The 24,081-nt window shown below is 63.6% G+C and carries 12 protein-coding genes; 10 read left to right on the top strand and 2 right to left on the bottom strand.

The window, feature by feature from the left end:
- The first annotated feature begins 39 nt into the window (after window positions 1-39).
- Entirely contained in the window at window positions 40-276 is a 237-nt protein-coding gene (locus VMS96_10285; protein HVP43812.1) for a hypothetical protein, read from the top strand.
- A gap of 70 nt (window positions 277-346) precedes the next feature.
- Here the strand turns inward: VMS96_10285 and VMS96_10280 are convergent, their stop codons facing one another.
- Both VMS96_10280 and VMS96_10275 read right to left on the bottom strand, forming a co-directional pair.
- Window positions 347-4,639 (bottom strand): VCBS repeat-containing protein, encoded by a 4,293-nt coding sequence (locus VMS96_10280; protein HVP43811.1) that lies wholly within the window; start codon window positions 4,637-4,639, stop codon window positions 347-349.
- A gap of 422 nt (window positions 4,640-5,061) precedes the next feature.
- Entirely contained in the window at window positions 5,062-9,201 is a 4,140-nt protein-coding gene (locus VMS96_10275; protein HVP43810.1) for a TonB-dependent receptor, read from the bottom strand.
- Between the two features lie 458 nt (window positions 9,202-9,659).
- Here VMS96_10275 and VMS96_10270 point away from each other — a divergent pair, with 458 nt between their 5' ends.
- The 9 genes from VMS96_10270 (at window position 9,660) to VMS96_10230 (ending at window position 24,071) form a co-directional block, all read left to right on the top strand.
- Window positions 9,660-10,064: a hypothetical protein gene (locus tag VMS96_10270; protein HVP43809.1), complete on the top strand. Its 405-nt coding sequence runs from the start codon at window positions 9,660-9,662 to the stop codon at window positions 10,062-10,064.
- Between the two features lie 284 nt (window positions 10,065-10,348).
- Window positions 10,349-11,866, top strand: coding sequence for a HEAT repeat domain-containing protein (locus VMS96_10265; GenBank protein HVP43808.1), 1,518 nt, complete (start codon window positions 10,349-10,351; stop codon window positions 11,864-11,866).
- Window positions 11,867-13,297: a glycosyltransferase gene (locus tag VMS96_10260; GenBank protein ID HVP43807.1), complete on the top strand. Its 1,431-nt coding sequence runs from the start codon at window positions 11,867-11,869 to the stop codon at window positions 13,295-13,297.
- A 38-nt stretch (window positions 13,298-13,335) separates the two neighbouring features.
- Window positions 13,336-16,071: a tetratricopeptide repeat protein gene (locus VMS96_10255; GenBank protein HVP43806.1), complete on the top strand. Its 2,736-nt coding sequence runs from the start codon at window positions 13,336-13,338 to the stop codon at window positions 16,069-16,071.
- 104 nt (window positions 16,072-16,175) lie between these two features.
- A complete protein-coding gene (locus tag VMS96_10250; protein HVP43805.1) occupies window positions 16,176-17,366 on the top strand; it encodes a YaiO family outer membrane beta-barrel protein in 1,191 nt (396 codons plus the stop codon).
- Between the two features lies 1 nt (window position 17,367).
- Window positions 17,368-18,300 carry a tetratricopeptide repeat protein gene (locus tag VMS96_10245; GenBank protein ID HVP43804.1) on the top strand — a complete coding sequence of 311 codons (933 nt, stop codon included), beginning with the start codon at window positions 17,368-17,370 and terminating at the stop codon, window positions 18,298-18,300.
- Window positions 18,297-20,822 (top strand): sulfatase-like hydrolase/transferase, encoded by a 2,526-nt coding sequence (locus tag VMS96_10240; GenBank protein HVP43803.1) that lies wholly within the window; start codon window positions 18,297-18,299, stop codon window positions 20,820-20,822. Before VMS96_10245 ends, VMS96_10240 begins: the two co-directional genes overlap by 4 nt.
- Before the next feature lie 85 nt (window positions 20,823-20,907).
- Window positions 20,908-22,950 carry a serine/threonine-protein kinase gene (locus VMS96_10235; GenBank protein ID HVP43802.1) on the top strand — a complete coding sequence of 681 codons (2,043 nt, stop codon included), beginning with the start codon at window positions 20,908-20,910 and terminating at the stop codon, window positions 22,948-22,950.
- Between the two features lie 62 nt (window positions 22,951-23,012).
- A complete protein-coding gene (locus tag VMS96_10230; protein ID HVP43801.1) occupies window positions 23,013-24,071 on the top strand; it encodes a hypothetical protein in 1,059 nt (352 codons plus the stop codon).
- Window positions 24,072-24,081: the final 10 nt, after the last annotated feature.

Genomic DNA, 24,081 nt, shown 5'->3' with positions numbered 1-24,081 from the left:
GCATCCTCCCGGCCCGCGCCTGCAGCCTATAATGGGTTCATGGCCCGGGGCTGGGAGAGCAAGTCGGTCGCAGCACAGATGGAATCCGCCGAAGAAAAGCCAACCGGGCGCCCCCTGTCCGCGGATGAAGCCGCCCGCCAGCGGGAGCGCGAGTCGCTGCGTCTGGCGCGAGCGCGAGTGGTGCAGCAACTCGAGGTCGCGCGCGAGCCCCGCTACGTCAAACTGCTCCAGGATGCCTTGGGTGACCTGGAGGCCCGCCTTTCCAAGCTGATGTAATCAACCAGCCCGTTGTTTCCGGAACAAGAAAAGCCCCGGCATTTCTGCCGGGGCTGAGGGCAGGCTCTCGCTACTGAACGACGTTCACGGTTGCCACGGCCTGAACGAAGGTGTTGCCGGATGGAACGTTCGTGGTGACCGCAATGCCGTACGTGCCCGGAGGGGTTTCTGTATTTCCGGTCTGCACACCTGCACCACCGCATCCCACCAGCAACAACGCCAGTACCATCACGCCGATGCCAAGGCCGAGCATAGTGCGCCGCTTCTCTCGACGAGACATCGGTGTCAGCCAAACGATGCCGAATGTCCCGAAGAAGACGGGCAGCAGGAGCGCCAACTGGTATGGGGCCTGGCTCCCCGGACGAGGCGGGGCATTCTGCCAGACGACCTTAAGCGTTGTGGCAAAGAGAGCATGCACCTGACGTGTCTGCATGACATCGGGCAGCGTACTCTTGTCCAAGGTGCAGGTTGATCCTGGCGGCAGCGGGATAGTGGTCTTCAGATTGAAATCGTATCCCGTGCACATCAGGTTCACTGGAGTGTTGACCCCCGGCGTGGGTACGAACGTTACCAGCAGATCCACAAACTGGCCAGGCTTGATCTGGGACGAAGGCGGTGAGATCAGCTCGTTGATCTGCGCGATCGCCACGTTGGGGATAAAGACCTGCGTGGAGAACGAGGTCGTGATCCCACCCGGTCCCGTGACCGTCCCCGTTATGGGGAAGGTGGTATTGGCGACCGCATAGGTGTGGCTTCCGAGCACATCGAACTGAGACTGTGTCGGATCGCAGGGTGCGAGGTCGACGGATTCCGTACAAGCGATCCCCGGTTGCCAAGCAGGGGAAAGTTGGAAAGTGGCGTTGGTAACGTTCCCGTCGCCCCAGTTGATGGTGGCGGTGAAATCCCCGGGCACGGCACCCGGATTGGTGTCCTCAAAATGCGCGACTTGGACGTTCTGAAGCACATTACTCGGCGGGAACAGCTGCGCGATCGGGATATCGGTCAGCTTGCCCGCGCTGACGGTCGCTTGGCCAGTGATCGTGGCGGTGGACCCGCCGACGTCTTTCACATTCACGGTAAGCGTGAAGTTGCCCAAGTTCGTGTAAGTGTGAGGAGCTCCGGTGAGCACGCAGAACAGTTTCGTGCCTGCCGGAGGCGGGGGTTCCGCGGCGCACGCCAGGTTCGTCGTATCCACGATACTGCCAATGCCCACGTCCGTGTTGCCATCACCCCAGTTGACGCTGATCACGCCCGATGTCGGCGCATTCTGGGCGTAGTCGCTCAATGGAGCCAAGGCAAACTGGTCGGCAAAGGTGGCGATGAGAGTGCCGGCAGGGATGGCGATATTCTGGGTGCCACCGGCCGACGCCGCGATCGGAGTCAACAGCGCGTCGGCGAAGGTGACGAGCGCGCCGTTCTGGGTCGGCGCCGGAAGTTCGGGGTTACCGATGCGTCCCGGATCGCCGGGGTTGGGGCTGCCCACGTCCTGCACGCTGTACTTGATCTGGTACGAGTTGGTGTCTTCGGTGTTGGCGTAGGTGTGCGTGCTCTCGATCTTGAAGTCACCGCCACCGAGCGCCGTGATGACCACCGCTTGGCCGTCGCCGGGACTGGTCGCCGTTCCGTCGCCCCAATCCACCGTGGCCGTGAAATCGCCCGCGGGAGCAAGCAGGAAGGCATCGTGGAACTTCGCGACAATGACATTGCTGAAGGTTCCAGTACCTTCCGGATTACTCAGCCCGGTAGCCGCCACATTGTTCAGCGGCGCGTCGGTGAAGGTGACGAGGGCGCCATTCTGGGTCGGCGCTGGGAGTTCGGGGTTTCCGATGCGTCCCGGATCGCCGGGGTTGGGGCTGCCCACGTCCTGCACGCTGTACTTGATCTGGTAGGAGTTGGTCTCCTCGGTGTTGGCGTAGGTGTGGGTGCTCTCGATTTTGAAGTCGCCGCCACCGAGCGCCGTGATGACTACCGGATGCCCGTCGCCGGGACTGGTCGCCGTTCCGTCGCCCCAATCCACCGTGGCCGTGAAATCGCCCGCAGGCGCGGCGGTGTTGGCGTCGTGGAAGTTCCCAACGATCTTGTTACTGAATAGTCCGGTGCCTTCCTGGTTGCTCAGGCCCGCGGTTGCGATCTGGTTGAGCGGCGCATCGCCGATCGTGGCTGTGGAGGTCGTCGTGCCGATGCTGCCATCGCCTGGCGGCTTAGTGTCTGTCACCTGGACGTAGACCTTGAACGAGCCTTCGTCGGCATAAGTGTGCGTAGTCCCTGTAGTAACGACACAGAACTGGGCAGCGCAGCCGTCGACTGTAATGGGCACGACACTGATATTGGTCCCGCTCAGCGAGCAGCCCACCGGAGCCGTCGGACAGTTGAAATCCACCTGTGCCGACAGATTGGGGGTGGGATCGGTGGTAGTGATGGTAGCCAGAATGGTCGGATTCGTGAGCTGGGCGCCTTCCGTGCCGGCCACGGCCACTGGGGCGACGGTCATGGTGCTGATGTTGACGTGGGTGTTGATGGTGACGGTGCTGCCACCGATATCGGTGATCAGGGTCGAGACCAGGAAGTTGCCGGCGCTCGTATAGTTGTGGCTGTCGGTGACGCTGTAGGTAATGCCGCCGGGGCCGACTACGCCGCCGCCTACTTTAGCGCAGGGATGCGGACAATTATCGGTGTTTCCGTCACCCCAATTGGTCGAAATGTCGTAATCGCTCGTAGGCGCGCCAGGGTTCCCATCCTTGAAGTTTGCCACGACGATCGAGCCCGTGTTGAACGGGACCGTCGTGCTCGAGGCGACGGGATCGAGCGTGGTCCCCGGGTCGCTCAGAGGCGCATCGTCCACCGTGATGGTCGGCCCATTCTTGGTGACCGACTGAGAGTCCGCAGTGTTGTTGACCAGAATGGTAGGCGTGCTGGTGCCTTCGTCGGGGAAGGTATGGGTCGGCCCTTGCACGGTGAAGAAATTCGAAACATCGGGCCCGGTGAACGACGCGCTATCCGAGCCACCGCTGCCGTCGTTCCAGGTAACGGTGCCGGTGAAGTTGCTGGTGTCCGGCGGGTTCCCGTCGTACTTGAACTTGAGCAGGTCCGTGGGGCCGCCGTAGGCTTGGCCTTCCACTGGATTGGGGCTTACAGCGATGGTGCTGATGTTGGAGAACGGAGTGTAAAGGAAGATACTCACGTTGCTGCTGCCATTGTTGGGGATCGCGATGTCGGCGAAGGAATCACCGTTCAGGTCTCCGGTAGCGATACCGGAGGGCGAGGTGCCCGCCGCCACCACGGTCGCCGGTGTGGTCAGAACACCGCCCGAGCCGGAATTGGCGAAGAGATCGAGGCCGTTGGCCGCGGAGACTGCAACGTCATTGAATGCGTCGTTATTGAGGAACTTGCCGATGCCGATCCCGGTCGGAACCGAAGAACTGGGAATAGCAAACGGACTGCCGGCGGCGGCAGAAAAAGTCCCTGACCCGTTGTTTACCAGTACAGCGACGGTCTTGCTGCCGCCGTTGGCGATCGCCAGATCGACGGGGCCGGTTTTGAGGACGCCCGCCGCAATCGCTACCGGGCCCGAGCTGGCGCCGGTAGAGACATCCACCGCGGCAAAGGTGACTGTCCCGGGCGTCGTGGTGGTATTGGTCATGATGTGAACGTTGTCGGTGGCATTCTGGACGACCGCGATGTCGTTGGTGCAAGCTCCGCCACCGTGAGCAGACCCGAAGTCGCCGATGACGAGAGCGACGGGATTAGTACCGTTGGTGAGCGCCGTGCTGGTAATGGTTGCGGTGAACGCGGCAGTGCTATCGCCCAGCAGGTACACGACATTGTCGGGGCCCTCGTCCGCCACCACCACGTCGTTGTTTCCGTCGCAGTCGATGTCAGCGATCGCCAGGCCCCGGGGATTATTGTTGGCACCGGGGAGGGAATAAGGCGAGCCACTGGTGGCGCTGAGACCGAAATTGCCGGGTCCGCTGGAGGTGTTCTGAAAGACCCAGACCACTCCGCCGTCCGGTTCCGATGCCGCGAGGTCGGGCAGGGTGCCGCCGGTCAACAGCCCGGTAGCGAGCGCCACTGGCGTCGCCGTAGCTCCCAGCACGGATGAATCGATGGTGACGACGGCCGTGGTATTGAATGTGCCATCGCCGTTGCCCTGGAATACCTCTATCTTGTGGGCCGCGGCCTCGGCCACTATCAGGTCGAGGTTGCCATCGCCGTCCATGTCGGCCAGCACAGCGGCCGTGGCGTTGGCGGCGACCGCGAGCGGGGAGCCGGTCGCTGGCGTCACGCTTGCCCATGCGGGTCCCGCAGCAATGAATCCGATGAGAAGGATGAAAACTGTGGTGATGATGAGACGGCTCCGGCTCATGGTGGCATTCCTCCCTGACAACGGTCCAGCTTCTCTCGATTCGCGCACGACGGCTCCTCGGTGAAGCGAGTGCTCAAGAAACTCAAATCGAATGGCCCGACTGCTTGACTCGGCCCTGGTGCAGCCAACAAAGCGCGCCTCTCCTGGGAGACAAAGGCGCAAGTGGGGGAGATGTGGTGATAGGGAGGGAAAAATCGTATGCCCGTCACCTACCACGGTCAAGCGCCGACCCTGCCCATCAGGCCATGTCGCCGCCTAACCTTCCTAACCTTACCTTCCTTGCCATCGCCTGCTCGCGTCGCCGCGGCGGCGATGCCGAGGCCCAGCGTGACCGTCTGCGGGCCCTTGTCACTTCCCAGCCGCAGCATCCAACCGGGAGGCTGCGGCTGGGAAGTGGCCCTCCTGGGGGAGGGCCGAGTCCCTTACCAGCTAAAGCGCACGGCCAACTGGATCTGCCGTGGGTCGTGCGCCGACTTGATCTGTCCGAACGCTCCGCTCTCTGACACCCCGTTGTCGCTGATCGAGCTGATCGGGTTGTAGTAGTTGGCGCGATCGAGCAGGTTGAACAGTTCGGCGCGGAGATAAAGCTTCTTACCCTCGCCGAAGATAGTGAAGCCCTTCTGGATCCCTACGTTCAAATTGATGTATTTGGGTCCGATGAACGCGTTGCGGCCCGAGCGTCCGGTGCAAGCTACGCCGGGCGCCGGCATGAACGTCGATGCGTTGTTCGCGGGAATGAAGGAAGGGCAGACAGTGCTGTTCAGGACGAAAATGAACTGCGACGGATCGATTGCGCCATTGGGGTTGTCAGTGATGACGATGTCACCGGCCGGCACGCCGAGCTCGGCGCGCTGGTCGATCGCCCCCGCGATCGGTCCGCCAAAGATGCTGAACGGCTGCCCGGATTGCGCGGTGAAGATCCCGCTGAAGCTCCAGTCATCCCACCATTTCGAGGAAGACTTCGTTTCCCAGACATAGTCCAAGGTAAAGCGGTGCTTGGTGTCGAAATCCGACCGTCCGTAGTCGTTGACCAGGAAGTTGAATGGATCCTGCGGAATCAGATAAGGCGTGACCAGTACCGGTCGAGCACCGGTGGTGGTCAGCGCGCCTGGGCTGAAGTCCAGGTTCGGGAAGACCAGGGACGCGCTCTGGGCTGCTCCCGGTAGTGGGAACCCGAGGATGTCTGTGTTGCCGAAGAGGATTACCGCCGCCGGGTAGGAGGAGTTGGCAAAGTACTGCCCGCTCAGCAGCATGCCGCGCGGTGACATGGGCAGCGTCGGGAAGACCCCGGTGGAAGAATTGTCCAGCGATTTCGACCAGGAGTAGGTGCCGTTCACGCGCAGCCCGTGCCACCCGAGCAGGCGGGCGCGCGCCATCAGCCCGTGGTACGACGACTTGCCCCGGTTGGTCATGGTGTACACGGGGACCTGGGACATGTTGTCCTGCATCACACTGCTGATTGCAGGACCCGTCCCAAGGAACTGCACGTGGCCCCATTCGTTTGCGTAGTTCTGGTCGTAGATGACCGGCAACGAGCGGGCGTGCGTGTACACGTAGCCGACCTCGGTGGTCAGCTTGGACGAGATCTGCTGCTGCACGGTGAAGCTGGCCTGGTATGCCCAGGGAGTGCCAGAATGCGCCGTATCACGCGCGGAAACCGCGAATGGCTGGGTCATCGCGCTGTAAAAGCTCCACGTTGCTCCAGCGGGAGGAGGGAGGAAGCTGAAGGGATTCACCGGCGCTACGCTTGTCTGCACGGAGGGATCGATGATGGTGTTGCCGAGGCCGCACTGGGATGCTCCCGTTCCCCCGCCATTCCCGACGCAGATCGCAGAGGCGGCCAGGTCGGTACCCAGGAAGTGTTGACCGAGCACGGAATTCGGAGCGCCCAAGGGCTTGTTGTACAGCATCTGGGAGAAGTAGCTGAGCGGCGTCTGGTCGTAGAACATGCCGAAGCCGGCGCGGACGACGGTGGGGCGGGCCACGGCGTCTCCGCGGACGTTCCAGGCGATGCCCACACGAGGCGCGAAATTCTTCTTGTTGCTATCGGCAATCTTGTTGTAGCCGCCGCTGCCGGCGGCTGCGCATCCCGCCGTGGAGTAGGGAGCTTGCGCGGTCGTGGCCCAGTTGTCGACGGGCAGACCACCAAACAGGTAATTGAGATAGGGGTCGATTACGCCCCAGAGCGGATTCGTCGCGCTGCAGCTGTTACCATACGCGTCGACGATGCCGGTGCCATTCTGCTGCACCAGCCCGTTCGCCGTTGGATCAAAGTTCCAGATGTTGTTGTTGATCTCGTAAGGAACAGAGAAGTATTCGTACCGCAGTCCGTAGTTCAAGGTCACGTTCTTGTGGATGCGCCAGGTATCCTGCGCATATCCCGCGATCACATACGAACTGAACTTCCCGCTGTACCAGGGATTGGATTGGGCAAAGTCGAAGCTGGGACGCATGAACGCATTCCCAAAGCAGGCGCCGAAGAAATTAATGTCGATATTGCAGCTCTCGCTATCGTTGGTGAATTCGCCGATGTTGCCCGAATAGATGAATCCGCGGTTGAAGGCGCCATTGGAGAAGTCGTTGTCCAGGTGGCGGAACTCCCCGCCGAACTTGAAGGAATGCCGGCCGATTGACCAGCTGACGCTGTCAGAAACGGAGAAGGTGGAATCCCGGCGTTCGCCGGGAGCTCCGAGAGGCGCGCCCAGGCGGGTAAACGGGAAGCGCCCGTCGGCCCAGGGGAACATGGTCGCGGTACCACCGCTGACGTCAAGCCAGGGTCCGAACGCACCCAGTGTCCCCGGGGCCGCGCCGCTGCTCTGGGTATCGATGCCGCTCAGCAGGATGGTCGGCATCTGCTTGCTCGGCAATCCAAGGGTAGTGGCATCAAAACTGGCGTCCTGGGGAGATTCCCCGATGTCAAAGCGGCTGTAGCCCAGGCGCAGCTCGTTGATGAGCTTTGGCGTGAAACTATGACTGAGGGCCAGGCTGGCATTCTGGTTGACGGCGTCGCGGAAGGCGCCATTGCCAGGATAGGCGCCCACTTGGGGCAGCGTATCGTCGTGGAGCTGCTTCAGGAACTGGGCCACATAGCGCAGGGAAACGGTGGTCTTTTCCGATTTGACGTAGTCGGTGCGGAACAGGAAGTTGTGCACGTGCGTGTAGTTCGGCGTTTCGCCTTGATAGAACTCAAGCACGCCGGGCACCGCCCCCGAGCCCAACTGATTGATCGTGGAAGCCGGGTACAGGCTGAGGATGTTCTGCGCCAGCGCGTAGTTCGGATCAGCCGTCCCCAACCCTGACGCGAATCCGTATCCGTGGTCGGCCTTATCAAAGCTGGACGGTACGCGCTCCAGGACCGGATTGCGGTTCTCGATCAGCGTCCCTTCGTAACTGCCGAAGACGAACAACTTGTCCTTGACCAGCGCCCCGCCCCCGCTGGCGCCAAACTGTTTCGAGTCGAACGGTTGGGAGAACGAGTTGTGGTTCTTCAGGATGACAGCTGGTTCGAACCTCGTATTCAGACCCATACCGCCGTTGGCGCAGGGGACGGATCCCGCCGCTCCGCTGCCGATGGAATCAGTGCAGAACCCCTGCGACTGGGCGTTGGCGACGAACTGGTTATAGCTGAACGGCGTGTAGTACGCCAGCGAGCCGCTGGCTTGGGGCGAAACGGTGGAGCTGCCTGCGTACGCGGCGGCCTGGTCGAAGGTCCCGCCGTTGTAAACCGATAAGGGAGTGTCCGCGTTCAGCGCCTCATTGGCGAAGTATCCATACGCACTGCCATGGAACGAATTGACCGCACGTTTGGTGACCACGTTCACCGTGCCGGAGAGGTTGCGGCCGTACTCGGCATTTGCCGTTCCTGAGATGACGCGGAACTCCTGGATCGAGTCGTTCACCTGAAAGGGAATAGCTTGGTTGCTGCTGCTGGCCAGGTTGTCGGATCCGTCGAGGAGGAAGTTGTTCTCCGTCGTGCGCCCGCCGGCCACGCTGAAAGAGGCGCCGGTCAGAGGCGAGCCCTGTTCCGCGTCGTGCACGTTGGGGGTGATCAGGCCCAGGACCAGGAAGTTGCGGTTGTAGAGTGGAAGGGCACGCAGCTGATCGCCGGTGACCACACCGCTGATGGCGGTGGTGATGGTTTCATTGCGCACGGTGGGAGCGCCGCGGGTCGGCTGCGGGGCCGGCTTCGCCCCCCCGGGGGCGCCCGCAGCCACCACCGGCTGTTCCGTCAAAGGAGGAAGGATCACGCGCTCGTCGCCCACGTTGACCGTGACCCCGGTGCGCTGGTCCAGGGTCCTGCCGCCCTGCTTCGCTGTCACCGAGTAGTTGTCGGCTGGAGGGACTTCGGTGAAGGTGTACGAACCGTCGGAGCCGGTGACCGTCGTTCGCGTGATGCCGAGCGCCTTGTTCTCCAGCACCACCGTGACGTCCGGCATCGGATTGCTGGCCACGTTGTACACGGTTCCGTAGATGACGGCGTTCTGCGACGCCCCCAGCATCCACCCGGTGCAGCCTAGGACGACCAGAATCAATAGAAGGGCGTGACGTGTGTTCCAGCTCATGTTCTCTCCTCCCCTGCGTGCGTCTGGCGATGGGTAGCGGTGCGCATAGGCCGACCTGGGAACGAAGCGGCTGTGCAGACGCATTGGTGCTCCCGTGTAAGGTGTGGGCAGTGTGTCGCCTGACGTTACTACTGTGGTTACTAAGCGGTCGAAGTAATACCACTTCACCGCTGAAAAGGCTACCTTCTTTCCTTTCTAAGGCTTCCGAACCTGGAACTCTTGACTTTGCTGTCAAGAGGGAGCATCTGTGCCGAGCTCACGCCGACACCTGAACCCGAAACCTTAACCCTGGGGGAGGCTGAATTTTGCCACTACTCCAGCTCAAAAAACAGCAAAAAAGACGCAGTAGTCACCGGCCAGTCAACGGGCTTGAGGTTGTGATTTGCGTCACGGAAGAGGGCCATCTTCGGGGGATATCGTAGAAGTAGCGATCCCCCGGGCAATGATCGAGGAGGTGGATGATGCTGCGACTGGCGCGTTACGTGATCTTCGCCACACTGGCTGTTGTTCTGTGGGGCAGCGCTTGGGCGACGGAAAAGCGTCCCAAGGTGAAATATGACCCCGCCACCGAGACCAAGATCAGCGGCACCATCGAAGAAGTGAAGGAATTCGAGTGCCCGGTCAGCGGGACCATCGGATATCACCTGGTTCTCAAAACCGGTGCCGGCGCGCTCACGGTGCACGTGGCGGCGTCGAAATTCATGAAGGAATACGACATCCTCTTCGAAAAAGGGCAGCACATCGAAGTCGTGGGTTCGAAGGTGAAGCTGGAAGGCGGGGAGGATGCGATCCTGGCGCGGGAGATCGTCCGCGGGCAGAACACTTTCGCCTTCCGCGACAAGCAAGGCAATCCTCTCTGGTAAAGTTCCCCCCGGGCTTCCCACCCGCCCGCTGCCGCCATCCTGCCTCTAGCCGCAGTATTTGACGCCGCTGGCGGCTTTGTTGAGAATAACAGGGCCTCCCAGGAACCTGGTTAGGTCGTTCCGGTTTCAGGTCACGCCTCAATGAAGCGCTACCCGACAGGAATCACGGCCCGTCGGCGCCGCGATCCATTACCTGAAATCAAGCACTCCCTAGAGGCACCTGAAATCGCCAGGAGAATCGGCGATCTCGAATGTGGGCGGTTGACCGCCAGGACCGGTGAACCTTGTTTCTGATCGAAGACCTCGGGGTGCTTGTTCTCTGGCTGATCGTCATGGTCATCGCCGTGAACACCGTGTTCCTGTGCTTCGTGTTCTATCGCCGCGCCGCCCGGAAGCGTTATTTCGAGGCCAAGGATGCAGCCCGCGACCGCTACCAGGTGCCGGTCGCCGAGTTCATCGCCCACAACATCTCCGTGGAGCACGCCCGGGAGGTCCTGCGCGAGGCGGATGCCGAGGCGGAGATCGACGCCGTGCAGCAGATGCTGCTGTCCCAGGTGACGCCGGAAAACGCCCGCCGGGTCTCAGAACTGTTCTTTGCGCTGGGCTATGTGGACCAGTGGGCGGCACAGGCGTTCGGCCGCAAGCGGGCAAGCCTCATGGTGCTGCGGTCCCTGCAGCAAGAAAAAATGGAGCTGGCCGCCCACGGGCGCGGCGGGTGGCTGGCGCCGGTGCGCCGTCTGAAGCTCCTTTACGTGACCCGCATGATCGCCGTGGACCACCTCGGGCGACTCGCCCCGGAGTATGCCCAGCCCTTTCTGGCGGAGGCGCTGCTCGACCCCGCGGTCGAGGTCCGGCGGGTGGCGGTCACTTCGATGGGTCGCAACCGCAGAGCCGAGGCCGTCCCCTTGATCGTCGAGGAGCTCCGACAGGCCCTGCGCGTGCCGGGATCGGTCTCGGCGCGTTCGGCCAAGTCCGCTCTGGTCTGTTACGGGCTAAGCGACCTCCACCGCTTCATCCCCTTCCTCACCCACCCCGACGATCAGCTGCGCTTCAACCTGGTGGACGCCATCCGCGAGATCACGGCACGGGAAGGGAAGCGGGGCATCCTCAACAAGAACGATTTTCCCGCCGAGTTGTACACCTTGTTTCTGGAGCACCTGGCGAGTGACCCTTCGCCCGATGTGCGCGCCCGGAGTTCGGCGGTGATCAAGCATTTCCGCGACCGGGCCGCCGCCGACGCCCTGCGAAAGCTGTTGCGCGATGAGAATGACATCGTACGTCTGCACGCGGTGCGCGCCTGCTCCGACCGCCATTACGCCGAACTGAGCGACGACCTGCTGCAGCGCGTCGGGGACCAACGCTGGCGAGTGCGCGAAGCCGCCGTGCGTGCCCTGGCTGCCCTGGGGCCCGCCGCCACCAACCGCCTTTACCAGCAATTCGTCGGTTCCCAGGACCAATACGCTAGCGAGCAGGTGGCCGACGAGATCCAGCGGACCGGCCTGTTCCGCGACATGCTGGCCGCCATGGCCGGCGGTGGAAGCGATGCCGAGATCGCGGCCGCCGCCTGCAAGAAGATGGTGGTCGTCGGCAAGACCTCGCTCCCCACCAACGCGGTGTTGAGTGTCGAATCCCAGCCCCTGCGCCTGGTGCTGCTGGATGCGCTGGCCGCCGCGCCCACGCAGGAGTTCGCCGAGGTGCTGGCCTATCTCCAGTCCACGGATACGGGCCCGGTGGGCTCCCGCGCCGCCTTCCTGCTGCAGAGCGGCCGCATGCAGGCATTCAAGGCTGGAGGAGCGAACTGAATGCAGAGCTTCCTCCTCCACCTCTTCGACTACGCCAACACCATCATCCTCATCTACTTCATCGTCACCAACACCGTCTATACCTTCTTGATGGTGTTGTCGTTGTACTCGGTGTCGCTGCACGCCAAGTTCGCCTCCCGCACCGGCTACACCGACCTGCTGGACTCGCCGGTCACGCCCCCGGTGACGCTCATCGTGCCGGCGTACAACGAAGAACCGGGGATCGTACAGACGGTGCAGTCCCTGATGGAGCTGAACTACCCGGAAAAAGAGATCATCGTGGTCGACGACGGGTCCACGGATGGCACGGCTAGCGCGCTGATCGAGCACTTCCAGCTCCTGAAGATGGACCTGATCTACCGCCCCTCGCTGAAGACCAAGCCGCCCACCGCGTTCTATTACAACCCCGACCGTCCGGAGCTGCTGGTGATCAGCAAGGAGAACGGGGGCAAGTCCGACGCCCTGAACGTCGGACTGAATATGGCGCGCAGCCCTTATTTCTGCACCGTGGACGCCGACACCCTCATCGAGCGCGAGGCCCTGCTCCGCCTGATGGCGCCCATCATGCACTCGCAGGAGAACACGATCGTCAGCGGCGGGGTGGTCCGCATCAGCAACGGCTGCACCCTGCAGGGAGGCAATGTCGTCGAGATCGACCTTCCCAAGACCTGGCTGGAGCGCTGCCAGGTGGTGGAATACATCCGCACGTTCCTGTTCGGCCGGCCGGGCTGGAACGCCCTCAACGCCACCTTCATCACTTCGGGCGCCTTTTGCCTGTTGCAGCGCGACGCGGTGATCAAGGTCAACGGTTTCAGCACCGACACCGTGACCGAGGACGTGGACATGGTGGCGAGCCTGCACCGTTACTTCCGCACCAAGAAGCTCAAATACCGGATGGTCTTCACCACCGACCCGATCTGCTGGACGGAGGCCCCGCTGACCATCTCCATGCTGGCGAAGCAGCGTCGCCGGTGGCAGCTCGGCCTGACCCAGACGGTGATGAAACATAATCAGGTCATCGGTTCTCCGCGGTACAGCCTGCTGGGGTTGCTCAGCGTGCCCTTCCACGCCTACGTCGAAGCGATGGGCTGTGTCATCGAAGCCGCGGGGACCTTCCTCATCCCCTTCTCTTTTCTCATCGGCGCCATGCCCTTTTCTCTCTTTCTGCTGCTGATGTTCCTGGCCGTCGGATACGGAACCTTGCTGTCGATGGGTTCCGTCCTGCTGGAAGAGACGACCCTGAAGCGCTATCCCGGCCTGAACCACGTCCTCATCCTTATGGGGTATGCGGTGCTGGAGAACCTGGGTTACCGGCAGATGGTGACCTTGTTCCGGGCGCAAGGCGTATTGCAGTATTTCACCGGGCTCCGCGAGTGGGAGCTCGTCAAGCATCGGGGATTGAAGTCCCGGATGGCCCCCGCGCACCAATGAGGCTGACGTTCTGGCTCACAAACCGGGTTTTGATCGGCATGGCCGTGTTCTTCACGGTGGTGGGTTTCTGGGAGTTCAAGTGGAAGCCGCAGTATCGCCCCTTCTACGAGAATGGCGTCGCCCAGTACCAGCGCGGAGATTACCGCCGGGCCCTCGATGAGTTTCAGAAGGCCTACCGCATCGCTCCCAACTCGCTGGACGTGATCATGATGCTGGGTTGGGCCAACCTGAAGATGCGTCGCTACGAGGAAGCGCGTTTTTACTTCGATCGCGCCATCCGCATCGACCCGCGCACCGAGGAAGCGCAATTGGGCGCCGCCTTCGTCGCTTTGGAGACCGGTCGCGGCAAGATCGAGACCGGCGTGCTGAGAAAAGTCCTGGGCCGGCGCGGTGGCGACCCCAATGTGCGCATCGTGACTGCCGGAGCCCTGGTGCAGGACGGCAACAACCTGGACGCGGCGGCGATCTACCGCGACTTGCTGAACGACCGGAACTACGGCCAGGCGGCCCAGGTCGCCTTCGAGGACCTGTACGGTCTGAAGGGGTTCGCGAACGACCGCGTGCCCGAGGGCCTCCCCGAGGTACGCCGTCCCTCCCAGACCCAGGTGCGTTACCGGGCCGCCGAGGGCGCCATGTGGCAACTGGGCCGCGGCGGGTGGGAGAAGATGTACGTGAACGGGATCGATCTGGGACCGGCCGCGCCGGGATACTACCCAGCGGCGATGCCCACCGACGGCGAGATGTATGCCGCCTGGGTGCAGCAGGCGGCGCAGTTGAACGCCAACGTGCTTCGCACCTACACGCTGCTGCCGCCGGCCTTCTATCGCGCCTTCAAACATCACATGGACCAGGGCAGAAAGCTGCTGCTATATCAGCAGGTCTGGGTGGGCCGGCCTCCGGACGATGACCTCTACGACGACAAGTTCATGGAAGACACGAAGGCCGAGATCCGCTACGTGGTGGATGCTCTGCACGGCCGCGGCAACGTGCCGCCCAAGAAAGCCCGAGGCAACGGGCTGTATGTCACCGATGTGTCCTCGCAGGTGGGCGCCCTCCTGCTGGGTGGCGAGATGGGCGCGGCGGTTGCCGTCCACACCAATGTCATCAACGCCGGCAAGAACAGGTACGACGGCAAGTACCTGTCGGTCAGCAACGCCGACCCCGCCGAGGTCTGGTACGTGCAGATGCTCGATTACCTGGTCTCCTATGAGACCGAGACCTACAATTGGCAGCATCCGGTGGCCATCGTCGATCCGCCCGCCTCGGACCCGGCGCTTCCGACCGAAGGGAAGATGGGGGTGAAGCCGGCCCTCTATGCAGGACTGTTCGCTGCCTACGCCGCCTTCCCTTATTACCCGGAGACGGTGATGCGGAACCCGCAGTTCCAGCGGGCGCGGGACAGCGAGGGTCCGAACCCGGTGTACGGCTACTTGCGCGACCTGCGCAGCCGGTTGACCTATCCGCTGGTGGTGAGCGCGTTGGGCGTGCCCAGTTCGATCGGCATCAAGCGCTTCCAGTCCACGGGATGGAACGAGGGTGGGCACAGCGAGGAAGAGCAGGCCAGGATCCTGGCGCGCCTGGTGCGCAGCGCTCGCGAAGCAGGCTGCGCCGGCAGCCTGGTCTTCGAACTGATCGACGAATGGTACAAGGACGGCTGGCTGAAACACGGCTTCAAACCGTCGCCCGAGCGCGCGCCCCTGTGGCTGAACGACATGGATCCGGCTGAACGCTACGGTCTGACCGGGTATCGCCCCCGTCAGTGGAGGTTGTTTGCCGGCCATGCCGCGGCCTGGGAGTCCCAGCAGAAGCTCTACGCCGGCGCTGCTCCGCAGCCGTCGGGCGATGGCTTTGACGCCGACCGCACCATCCGCAGCGTGCAGGCCGGTACCGACGAGGGCTACCTTTATCTGCGCATCAATCTCGAATGCCTGGACTGCGCCGCCGGAAAGCGCGACGGCAAGGCCCACTGGGACAAGGCCGCCTTCGCCGTGGCCCTCAACACCCAGCCGGGCCGGGCTGGGATCCGCAAGCTGCCCTTCGGCAACGTCAATATCGCGTCGGGGGCGAACTTCCTGCTCTACCTGGGCGACCCGGCGCATTCCCGGCTGCTGGCCGCGGACAACTACAATCCTTTCGACCTGGCGGCCGATGCGGAGCTTTCCGGCGATCTGCAGGTGGTGTATCGCCGTGGGTTCGAGTCGTTCCTGAAGGACGGCGGTTCTTTCGTAGAGATGGCGGTGCAGCCGAAATCTCGACCGTTGGACAAGGGCGCGGGCGTGGTCGCGGGCCAGGATTACAGTTTCAGTGTGCTGCGCTACGGCAACGGAAACCCGGCGGCCTCCGATTACAATTCGCTGGCCGAGTGGTATGCCGATGTGAAGGACAAGGCGATCCTGGTAAGGATCCCCTGGTCCAGGCTTTTGGTGACCGATCCGTCGTCCAACCTGGTGCTCGGTGGCTATAGCGACAAGACGGGCGCGCGGGTGGCGACCAGCACGATGCTGGAGGTGAGTGTCTTCGCACTGAAGCCGGGCGAGCCTGGCGGTGACCTGGGCCGTATGACGGTGGTCTCGGCGCTGCCCGCGTTGACGGACGGGCGCATCCAGAAACCGCAGAGCATCACCTGGAAGCGCTGGGACAGCGTGGCCCCGGAAAGATACCTGAAGAAGGCTTATTCTGCGCTGCAACAGACCTTCTTACAGACCAGCGCCAGAGAAGGTTTGCGGAATGAGCCCGCGGGACGGGCTTCCGCTTTGACCGCGGGCATGGAGTAGGTCAGCGGATTCCGTGCGATACACTGCTGGTCGCGTGAGGTGAGATGGTAGGAAAAAAGCCAGCAATACCGCGGGCCGCGCTGATCGCAGCCATTCTCTTGGGGATGGCTGCGCCGATCGCGGCCGGACAGGAGGCGGCGGGAGGGTACACGTTCTCCCGGGCCCGCGAGCTGGCGTTCGCGGGAAAGCAGCACCGCCAGGAGGCCCTAGAGCTGCTCAAGCAGCGGCTTGTCCAGAGTCCAGGCGACAATGATGCGCGCACCATCTACGGTACCGTGCTGTCGTGGGAAGGACAATACGACGAGGCCCGCCGCCAGCTCACCCAGGTGTTGGACAACCACCCGCACCACAGCGATGCTCTCCCGGCGTTGATCAACGTGGAACTTTGGAGCGACCATCCGGCGCGGGCGGAAGAATTGGCGGCGGACGGCCTGGAGCACAGCCCGAAAGACACCGCCCTGATGCTGCAACTGGCGCGCGCGCAGCGCAACCAGGGCCACTACCGGGAATCGTTGCATACCCTGGACGAGGTGTTGAAGCTCGAGCCCACCAACGCCCAGGCCCTGCGCTGGCGGCGTGCGCTCACCGTGGAGTCGTGGAAATGGGAGGCCGAATTCAGCCACGCCAGCGATTTCCTGAGCCGGCACCAGGGCACGCAGCATGAGGATTCCTTGCAACTCCGGGGTCCGACCCCGATCGGTTCGCTGATCGGCCGAGTGAGCCGGGCCGCCCGCTTCGGCATCTCCAGCTACCAGATCGAGGCCGACATGTATCCCCACCTCCGGCCGGGGACGTACATGTACGTGAACGTGGGAACCTCGCCGGACCAGGAGCTGTATCCGAAATACCGCTTAGGCGCCGACCTCTACCAGAGCATCGGACATGGCTGGGAGCTGTCGGGGGGCTATCGGCACCTGCAATTCTCCACCGGGACGAACATCTACACCTGGGCGGCCGCGAAGTATCTCGGGGACTGGCTGTTCACCGGGCGCATGTACCTGACGCCGGATGATCTGGGGGTGTCGAAGACCGTCCAGGTGGGGGCGCGGCGCTTTTTCGGAAGTGAAGGCTTGCACGACTACGTTGAGGTGCGCTACAGCCACGGCAGTTCCCTGGCCCTGGCGCAGACGACGCTGGACATCATCGGGCAGAACTCGACCCGGGTGACGGTCGAGGGCGACAAGACGCTGGGACACTGGGCCCTCAATCTCAAGGGCGGAGCGGGATCGGAAGACCTGCCCTTCGGGAAGAGGAACCGGTACACAGCGCAGGGCTCCGTATACTATAGGTTCTGAAATGAACCCCGAGGGAAAACCCACGGGCCGGGGATTGCAGAAGTTCGTGCATTCTCCGGTCGGGCGTGTGCTGCTGCCGCTGGCGTTGCTGGTCATCTTCTACGTCGCCATCTTCAGCCGCTACGGGATCTTCGGCCGGCGCGCGCGGCCGACCCTGACCCCAGCCGAGGCGCAGCAGCTCGAAGACAAGAGCAAGGCGCTGCTCGGCAAGCAGAAGTACCAGGAGGCGCTGGAGCCGACCCTCGGGCTCTACCAGGCATACCCGGAGAACCACATCTACATCGGGCGGCTGGCCGACATCTACAACCACCTCGGGCGCTACGCTGACGAGGCACAGATGTGGGAGAAGTACGTGGACCGGGCGCCCACCCCGGTGGAGGCCTGCCCCCAATACGGCCAGGCCCACTGGAAGCAGGGCGACGGGCACGAGAAACAGGCGATCGCGGCCTTCCAGCGCTGCCTGTCGTTCGATCCTAAGAATACGGATTCCATTTTTTACCTGGCACACGCGCTGGAAATGAACGGGGAGTGGGACCGGGCGGCGCAGCAGTACGAGCAGGGGCTGACGATCTCTCCGCAATACACCGACCTGCTGCTGGGATTGGCGCGCTGCCGGGTACGGCAGGACCGGCACGACGAAGCAAAGCAGATCGCGGAGAAAGTGCTGGCGAAGTCGCCCGACAAGGCGGACGCCATGCTCATTCTCGGCATGGTGTACCTCCACCAGGACAAGTACGGGGAGGCCCGCAAGGTCCTGGAGCAGGGGGCGAAGCTGGCGGACAGCGACCCCGACTTCCATCTGCTTCTGGCGCGCGCAGCCTCGGGACAGAACGACCGGGCCGAGGAGCTGCGCCAGTACAACCGCCTGGTCCAGCTGAAGCCGAACGACCCTGAGATCCGCGCCAAGCGGGACTCGCTGGCAGCAGAAAAATGAGACTGGCACGGCTCGCGTTTTTCCTGGGCCGGCTGACGTACGCGACCGTCCTGCTGATCACGTCGGTGTACTGCCTGCTCGCGTTCATCCCTTTCACCTACCAGCAAGTGCACGTCGGCCGTCTGCTGCCCTGGCTGACCACCGTCGTCCACATCCATCCTTACCTGTACGTGGCTGCGCTGGTGCTTCTGGCGCCGACGCTGCTGGCGGACCTGCGGACGGGGCGGTCCAGGACGGTGACCGGTCTGTTCCTGGTGTCGGCGGCGGGCGCGGGGATAGCGCTTTGCCTCCATCCGCTGCTCGCCGAGCTCGGCAACGACCGGGTGAGCCTGCTGTGGAGCCTGGCTGCTCTGGTGCCCCTGGTGTGGGTCGCGGCCTGCGACTGGCTGGCGAAAGGCGGAGCCCTGGAGGGCGGCGCGCAGGATAGCGCCGATGAAGGGCGGGTCTTCCGCGCTGCCTGGCAGTCGGCCCTCTTCCTCGCGTTGCTGTATGCAGCGGTGCAGTGGACGCGCAGCGCGCTGCTCCACAACGTCCGATTCCCGGCGCGACAGTGGGCCTGGGGGCTGACCTGGAGCGTGCTCTCGCACCTGCTGTTCTTCATGGGGGTCTTCGTGGTGCTCAGCCTGACGATCGCGGTGGCGGCCCTCTTCCCGCAGAAGCGTAAGGCCGAGTTTGCGGGGGCGACGCTGATCGCAGTGGCGCTGGTTTGGGTGGTGTTCCGCTCTGTGGTTTTCCCGCCACTCTCCTTCCGCGGGTGGATGGCGGACGGCATGGCCTTGGCTCTGGCGGTTGCGTTGGTGGCGTTCAGCACAGGGATGAGCGTCAGCCTCTACCGCGAGGAAGAGGGTCCGGCCGAAAGCGGGCTGGCGCTGCTGCTGTGGCCCATGAGCTTTCTGCGCCGCTGGCGGCCCTGGATGCGGGTGGGATTCTTCGCCGGCCTGGCGGTGCTCACCTACTGGCTGGCAACGGCAAGCGCGATGCTCGACTGGGAGTACCTGGTGCAGAAATTGGTCGTGGTCTTCGTCTGGACGGTCAGCTTCGCGGCTTTCTATGCCATCGCCCCAGCGGGACGGGAGAAGGGAAGCGCGACCATGCACTACGTGGCGGCCGGCCTCGTCCTGGTCACGTACGTCATCCTGTTGAAGGCCGAACCGCGGCAGCCAGAGCCGGCGGGGGAACCGGCCGGCGAGGTCGCGGGCCTGCTGGACGAATACGCGAATTACGACGTGTCCTTCCGCCTGACCGAGGAACTGATCTCCGGCCCGACGCGGGGGACGGCAGCCGGCGGCGATGCAAGCTCGTCCTTCTACGCTTTCCTGGCGGAGAACACGCACATCTCGCGATCCCGGCGGGTCGCGCCGGTGGACATCAATCTGGTGGACCGGTTCCCGCCGGCGAACGGTCCCCGGCCCAACATCTTCCTTTTTGTGATCGACAGCCTGCGCAGCGACTACCTGGGCGCTTACAACCCGGCGGTGACCTTCACCCCGGCGCTCGACCGCTTTGCCCGCGACGCCGTGGTGATGGAGAACGCGTTCACGCGCTACGGCGGCACAGGGCTCTCCGAGCCCTCCATCTGGGTGGGCGGCCTGATGTTGCACAAGCAGTACATCACTCCCTTCCCGCCCATGAACACACTGAAGAAGCTGGTGGACGCGGCGGGGTACGACGCCTACGTCTCCAAGGACACGATCCTGCAGACCGTGCTGGGCCCGTCGCCGGAGATCCACGAGCTGGATGCGACCGTCGGCACCATGTACTACGATTTTTGCCGCACCCTCGACGAGGTGACCCGGACGTTGCCGTCGCGGGCGGCGGGCCGGCCGATGTTCGTTTACACCCAGCCGCAGAACATCCACGTTTCCGTGATCGACCGCGAAGGGCGTTCGGTGCCCCCCGGGGCGACTTTCCCCCCGGGCTTCAACCCGCCGTACGCCGCCCGCGTGGCGCGCATGGACCGCTGCTTCGGGCAGTTCATCGGGGCTCTGAAGAAGGCGGGGATGTATGACGACAGCGTGATCATCGTGACCGCCGACCACGGCGACTCGCTGGGAGAGCGGGGGCGGTGGGGACACGCCTACGCCATCTTTCCCGAGATCCTGCGCGTGCCCCTGATCTTCCACCTGCCGCCCGCCCTGAAGGCAAAGCTGGCGTACGACACGAAGAAGCCGGCGTTCCTCACCGATATCACGCCGACACTGTATTACCTGCTGGCCGCGAAGCCGCGGAACGACCCGCTCTTCGGGCGACCCCTGTTCACCGAGACGATCGCGGAGCAAACCCCCTATCTGCGGGATTCGTATCTGGTGGCCTCGAGCTATGCACCGGTGTATGGCCTGTTGAGCCGCGACGGGAGCAACCTGTACATCGCCGATGGGGTCAATTATCGCGAGTACTTCTACGACCTCGCCCAGGACCCGCGGGGGGTGACCAGGCCGGTCACCGACGCGCTGAGGACCCGCGAGCAGGGCCTGATCCGGCAGCATTTGAAGGAGATCGCGCAGTTCTATCACCTGGATTAATAGCGCTGGCGCGCCCCGGGGCGATGCGCTAGACTTCTCCGAATCAGTACCCATCTCTGGCCCGTCTCGTTACGTGGGGACGCATATGATTGGTAGCAAGATCGGCGCCTACCGCATCGACAGCAAGCTCGGTGAAGGCGGCATGGGCGTTGTGTACCGCGCCACGGACACCGAGCTCGACCGTGCTGTAGCCATCAAGACCCTCATCGCTGCCCAGGATCCGGAGAGCGAAGCCCGCTTCTTGCGGGAAGCCAGGCTGGCGTCGCGGCTGCAGCACCCCTCGATCGTCACCATCTATCACTTCGGCCTCCATGAACACACCCGCTACATCGTCATGGAGTTCGTCGAAGGCAAGACCCTCAAGAAGATCATCAACAACAAGCCCATGCCGCTCATCCAGCTGTGCGAGCTGGCCTTGCAGGTGGGCGATGCGTTGAACGTGGCCCATGAGAAGGGCGTCGTGCATCGCGACATGAAGCCGGAAAACGTGCTGGTGACCCCGCGGGGGCAGGTGAAGATCCTCGATTTCGGCCTGGCCAAGCTCAAGGAATCGGAGCAAGCGGGCGACAACGAAGCGACCGCTATCTTCAAGACCCAGGAAGGCCTGGTGGTCGGCACCGTCAGCCACATGTCTCCCGAGCAGGCGATGGGGGGCGACGTGGACGCCCGGTCCGACATCTTCTCGTTCGGGGTCGTGATGTACGAAATGGCGACCGGGGAGATCCCCTTCAACGCTCCCACCGCCCAAGCCACCATGGCGCAAGTCCTGAAGCACAACCCCGTCCCGGTGTCGATGCTCAATCCGGAGATCCCTCCGGAGCTGGACGGCTTGATCCAGCAATGCCTGCAAAAAGACCGGATGCTGCGCCCGGCGGCCGCCGAGGTCGTATTCCGGCTCAAGAACATACTGGCCTCGCTGAGCGCCAAGAATCTGTCGTCGCCTGAGATCCGGGGAGTAAGCGGCACAACGGCGGCCCAGTCGGCCGCGACCAGCGCCTACCCCACGGCCGTCCCCGTCCCCTCGGGGGCACGGGTGGCGACAGTTTCGCCGGTCAGTGGTAGAGGCGCGGCTGCGTCCACGCCTGCGACCGTCCCGGCGGTGCCTTCGAGCGGCACGACGGCGGCAGCCCCGGCCCCTCCCGTGGCAGCAAGCGCCAAGGCCGTCTACTACGCGGTGCGCGCCTTCAGCATCATCCTGTCGATCGCGGCCCTGACCGTGCCGCTGTCGTTCCTGCTGTACTTCGTCATCAGCGGCGGATTGATCCGGCCGCAGGTAGTCGAGGGGACTGCCCTGATGAGGTTCGTGACCGCCGTGGTCGCGCCCGCGCTGCGCTTGTCGGAAAGCGTCTTCAGCTTCCGCACCGTGTACCAGGGGTGGAATTTCGTGCTGCTCGGGTTCGCCGTCCTCGGTTTTGTCGCCCGGCAGCTCGTCCTGCTGCCGGTGGAGAAGGTCGAGCACTGGGCGAAGTCGCGGGTGGTCCGGGCCAAGACCGCGGCCCCGGTGGCCATCACCGTCGCCTCCACCGAACGCCGCTCCGGCGATCGGCTCGCCATGTTGCGGGAATATGCCGAAGCCAAGAAAGCGCTGTTCCAGGAGAAGCGCCGGTTTGCGTTCCTTTCCATCGGAGTGGTCGGCGCCTCCCAGATGAAGGCCGGGGAGGACAAGCTGGTGGTCGAACACGCGTTCTCCGAGTACCGGAAGTTCATCGAGCGGGAACTGGGCGAGCAGAAGGCGTGGAAGTTCTCCTGGATGGCCGAGAACGTCCTGGCGGCGTTCGAGTCCGCCGACCAGGCCATGGCCGCGGCCCAGCGCGTGCTCTCCAACCTCGGGTGGTTCAACGATGGCGTGCACCAGCTCCGTTCCAAGTTCCGGCTCCATTGCGGCGTGAACTGCGGCGACGTCGTCTTCCCCGAGAGCAAGCGCATCGAGGAGATCAACGACGAAACCATCGATCTCACGGTGCACCTGCAGGAGGCCGCCGAGGAGAACGCCATCTGGTTCACCCGCGAGATGCTTGCCATGCTGCGGGACCAGTCTGGATTCCATCCCTTGACCATGCAGCAGGTGAACGGCCACGCCATCATCCAATGGCATCCGGAGCACAAGGCTGCCGCCAGTGCCGACTAGCCACCGTTCAATGCAAGAATGACGTGGTGGTAAGCTGGCGGCGCTCTTTCTCACAGGGACATATGACCAGGAAAACTGCGACCTTGGTCGTCGACCGCTGGGAGGTAGGCAGCGAATTCCACTGGATGGGACTCCCGAGCGAGCCCTGCCTGAGCTGGCCGCCATCCGCCACCTGGTATGCACTCGGCCGGCACGCCGTCTCCGATCTGGCAGCGGACATGAAAGCGCAGGCCATCTGGGTGCCGGAGTATTTCTGCCACGATGTGGTGGAGAGCTGGCGCGCCGCTCTCCCGGTGCGCCTGTACCGCGACGAGCCGCGCCGTGCGGAGCCGGATTGGAAGACACTGCAACCCGGGCCACGCGATCTGGTCATCGCAGTGAACTACTTCGGGATACGGGAAGGGAAAGCCTGGTGGGCTTGGCGGCGCAAACACGACTGCGTGCTGGTGGAGGACCATTCCCACGACCCCTTCTCGCCCTGGGCGCTGAAATCCCGCGCCGACTTCGCCTTCTGCAGTCTGCGCAAGACCCTGCCGGTGCCGGACGGGGGCATTTTATGGTCGCCCCACAAGCTGCCGCTGCTCTCGGTCTCCGAAGGGACCGACTGGACCGGCAGCGCGCTCAAGCTGGCGGCCATGATATGGAAAGCCGACTATCTGGCGGGAAATGCGCCGGCGGAAGTGAAGACCGCTTACCGAGATCTGCAAGCGGACGGGGAAAGACGCCTGGAGCGGTCCTGTCCTTCCACCATCTCGCCCTGGAGTTCCAGGTACCTGGAACAAGGAGTGCCCATCGCATGGCGCACGCGGCGGCGCGAGAATACCGCCGCACTGCTGAAGTCACTGGAAGGCTGGAGCGCAGCGCAGCCGTTGTTCAGGGATTGGCCGGCCAACGCGACTCCGTTCGGCGCCGTGCTGGTGTTCCCGTCGCAGTCGGCGCGCGATGAGCATCGCGCCTATCTGACCAGCCGCGGGGTCTACTGTCCCATCCAGTGGGAAGCCCCGGGCTCAGCCGCCGAGGAGGTCAGGGAGCTGGCTTCCTGCGTGCTGACCATACCCACCGACCAGCGTTATACCGCCGGCGACATGGAGCGGGTGGCAAAGATCCTGATGGACAAATGAATGCGTCCGG

The organism is Terriglobales bacterium, from assembly GCA_035543055.1.
Taxonomy (GTDB): Bacteria; Acidobacteriota; Terriglobia; order Terriglobales; family Acidobacteriaceae; genus JAIQFD01.
Note: the sequence above shows the minus strand (reverse complement) of the source record. Positions and strands in the feature narration are given on the sequence as shown.

What these genes read in the sequence shown, in the direction of transcription:
- VMS96_10275 (HVP43810.1), bottom strand. Translation starts at nt 9,201, where the DNA reads ATGAGCTGGAACACACGTCACGCCCTTCTATTGATTCTGGTCGTCCTA.
- VMS96_10280 (HVP43811.1), bottom strand. Translation starts at nt 4,639, where the DNA reads ATGAGCCGGAGCCGTCTCATCATCACCACAGTTTTCATCCTTCTCATC.
- VMS96_10240 (HVP43803.1), top strand. Translation starts at nt 18,297, where the DNA reads ATGAGACTGGCACGGCTCGCGTTTTTCCTGGGCCGGCTGACGTACGCG.
- VMS96_10235 (HVP43802.1), top strand. Translation starts at nt 20,908, where the DNA reads ATGATTGGTAGCAAGATCGGCGCCTACCGCATCGACAGCAAGCTCGGT.
- VMS96_10245 (HVP43804.1), top strand. Translation starts at nt 17,368, where the DNA reads ATGAACCCCGAGGGAAAACCCACGGGCCGGGGATTGCAGAAGTTCGTG.
- VMS96_10285 (HVP43812.1), top strand. Translation starts at nt 40, where the DNA reads ATGGCCCGGGGCTGGGAGAGCAAGTCGGTCGCAGCACAGATGGAATCC.
- VMS96_10230 (HVP43801.1), top strand. Translation starts at nt 23,013, where the DNA reads ATGACCAGGAAAACTGCGACCTTGGTCGTCGACCGCTGGGAGGTAGGC.
- VMS96_10250 (HVP43805.1), top strand. Translation starts at nt 16,176, where the DNA reads ATGGCTGCGCCGATCGCGGCCGGACAGGAGGCGGCGGGAGGGTACACG.
- VMS96_10270 (HVP43809.1), top strand. Translation starts at nt 9,660, where the DNA reads ATGATGCTGCGACTGGCGCGTTACGTGATCTTCGCCACACTGGCTGTT.
- VMS96_10260 (HVP43807.1), top strand. Translation starts at nt 11,867, where the DNA reads ATGCAGAGCTTCCTCCTCCACCTCTTCGACTACGCCAACACCATCATC.
- VMS96_10255 (HVP43806.1), top strand. Translation starts at nt 13,336, where the DNA reads ATGGCCGTGTTCTTCACGGTGGTGGGTTTCTGGGAGTTCAAGTGGAAG.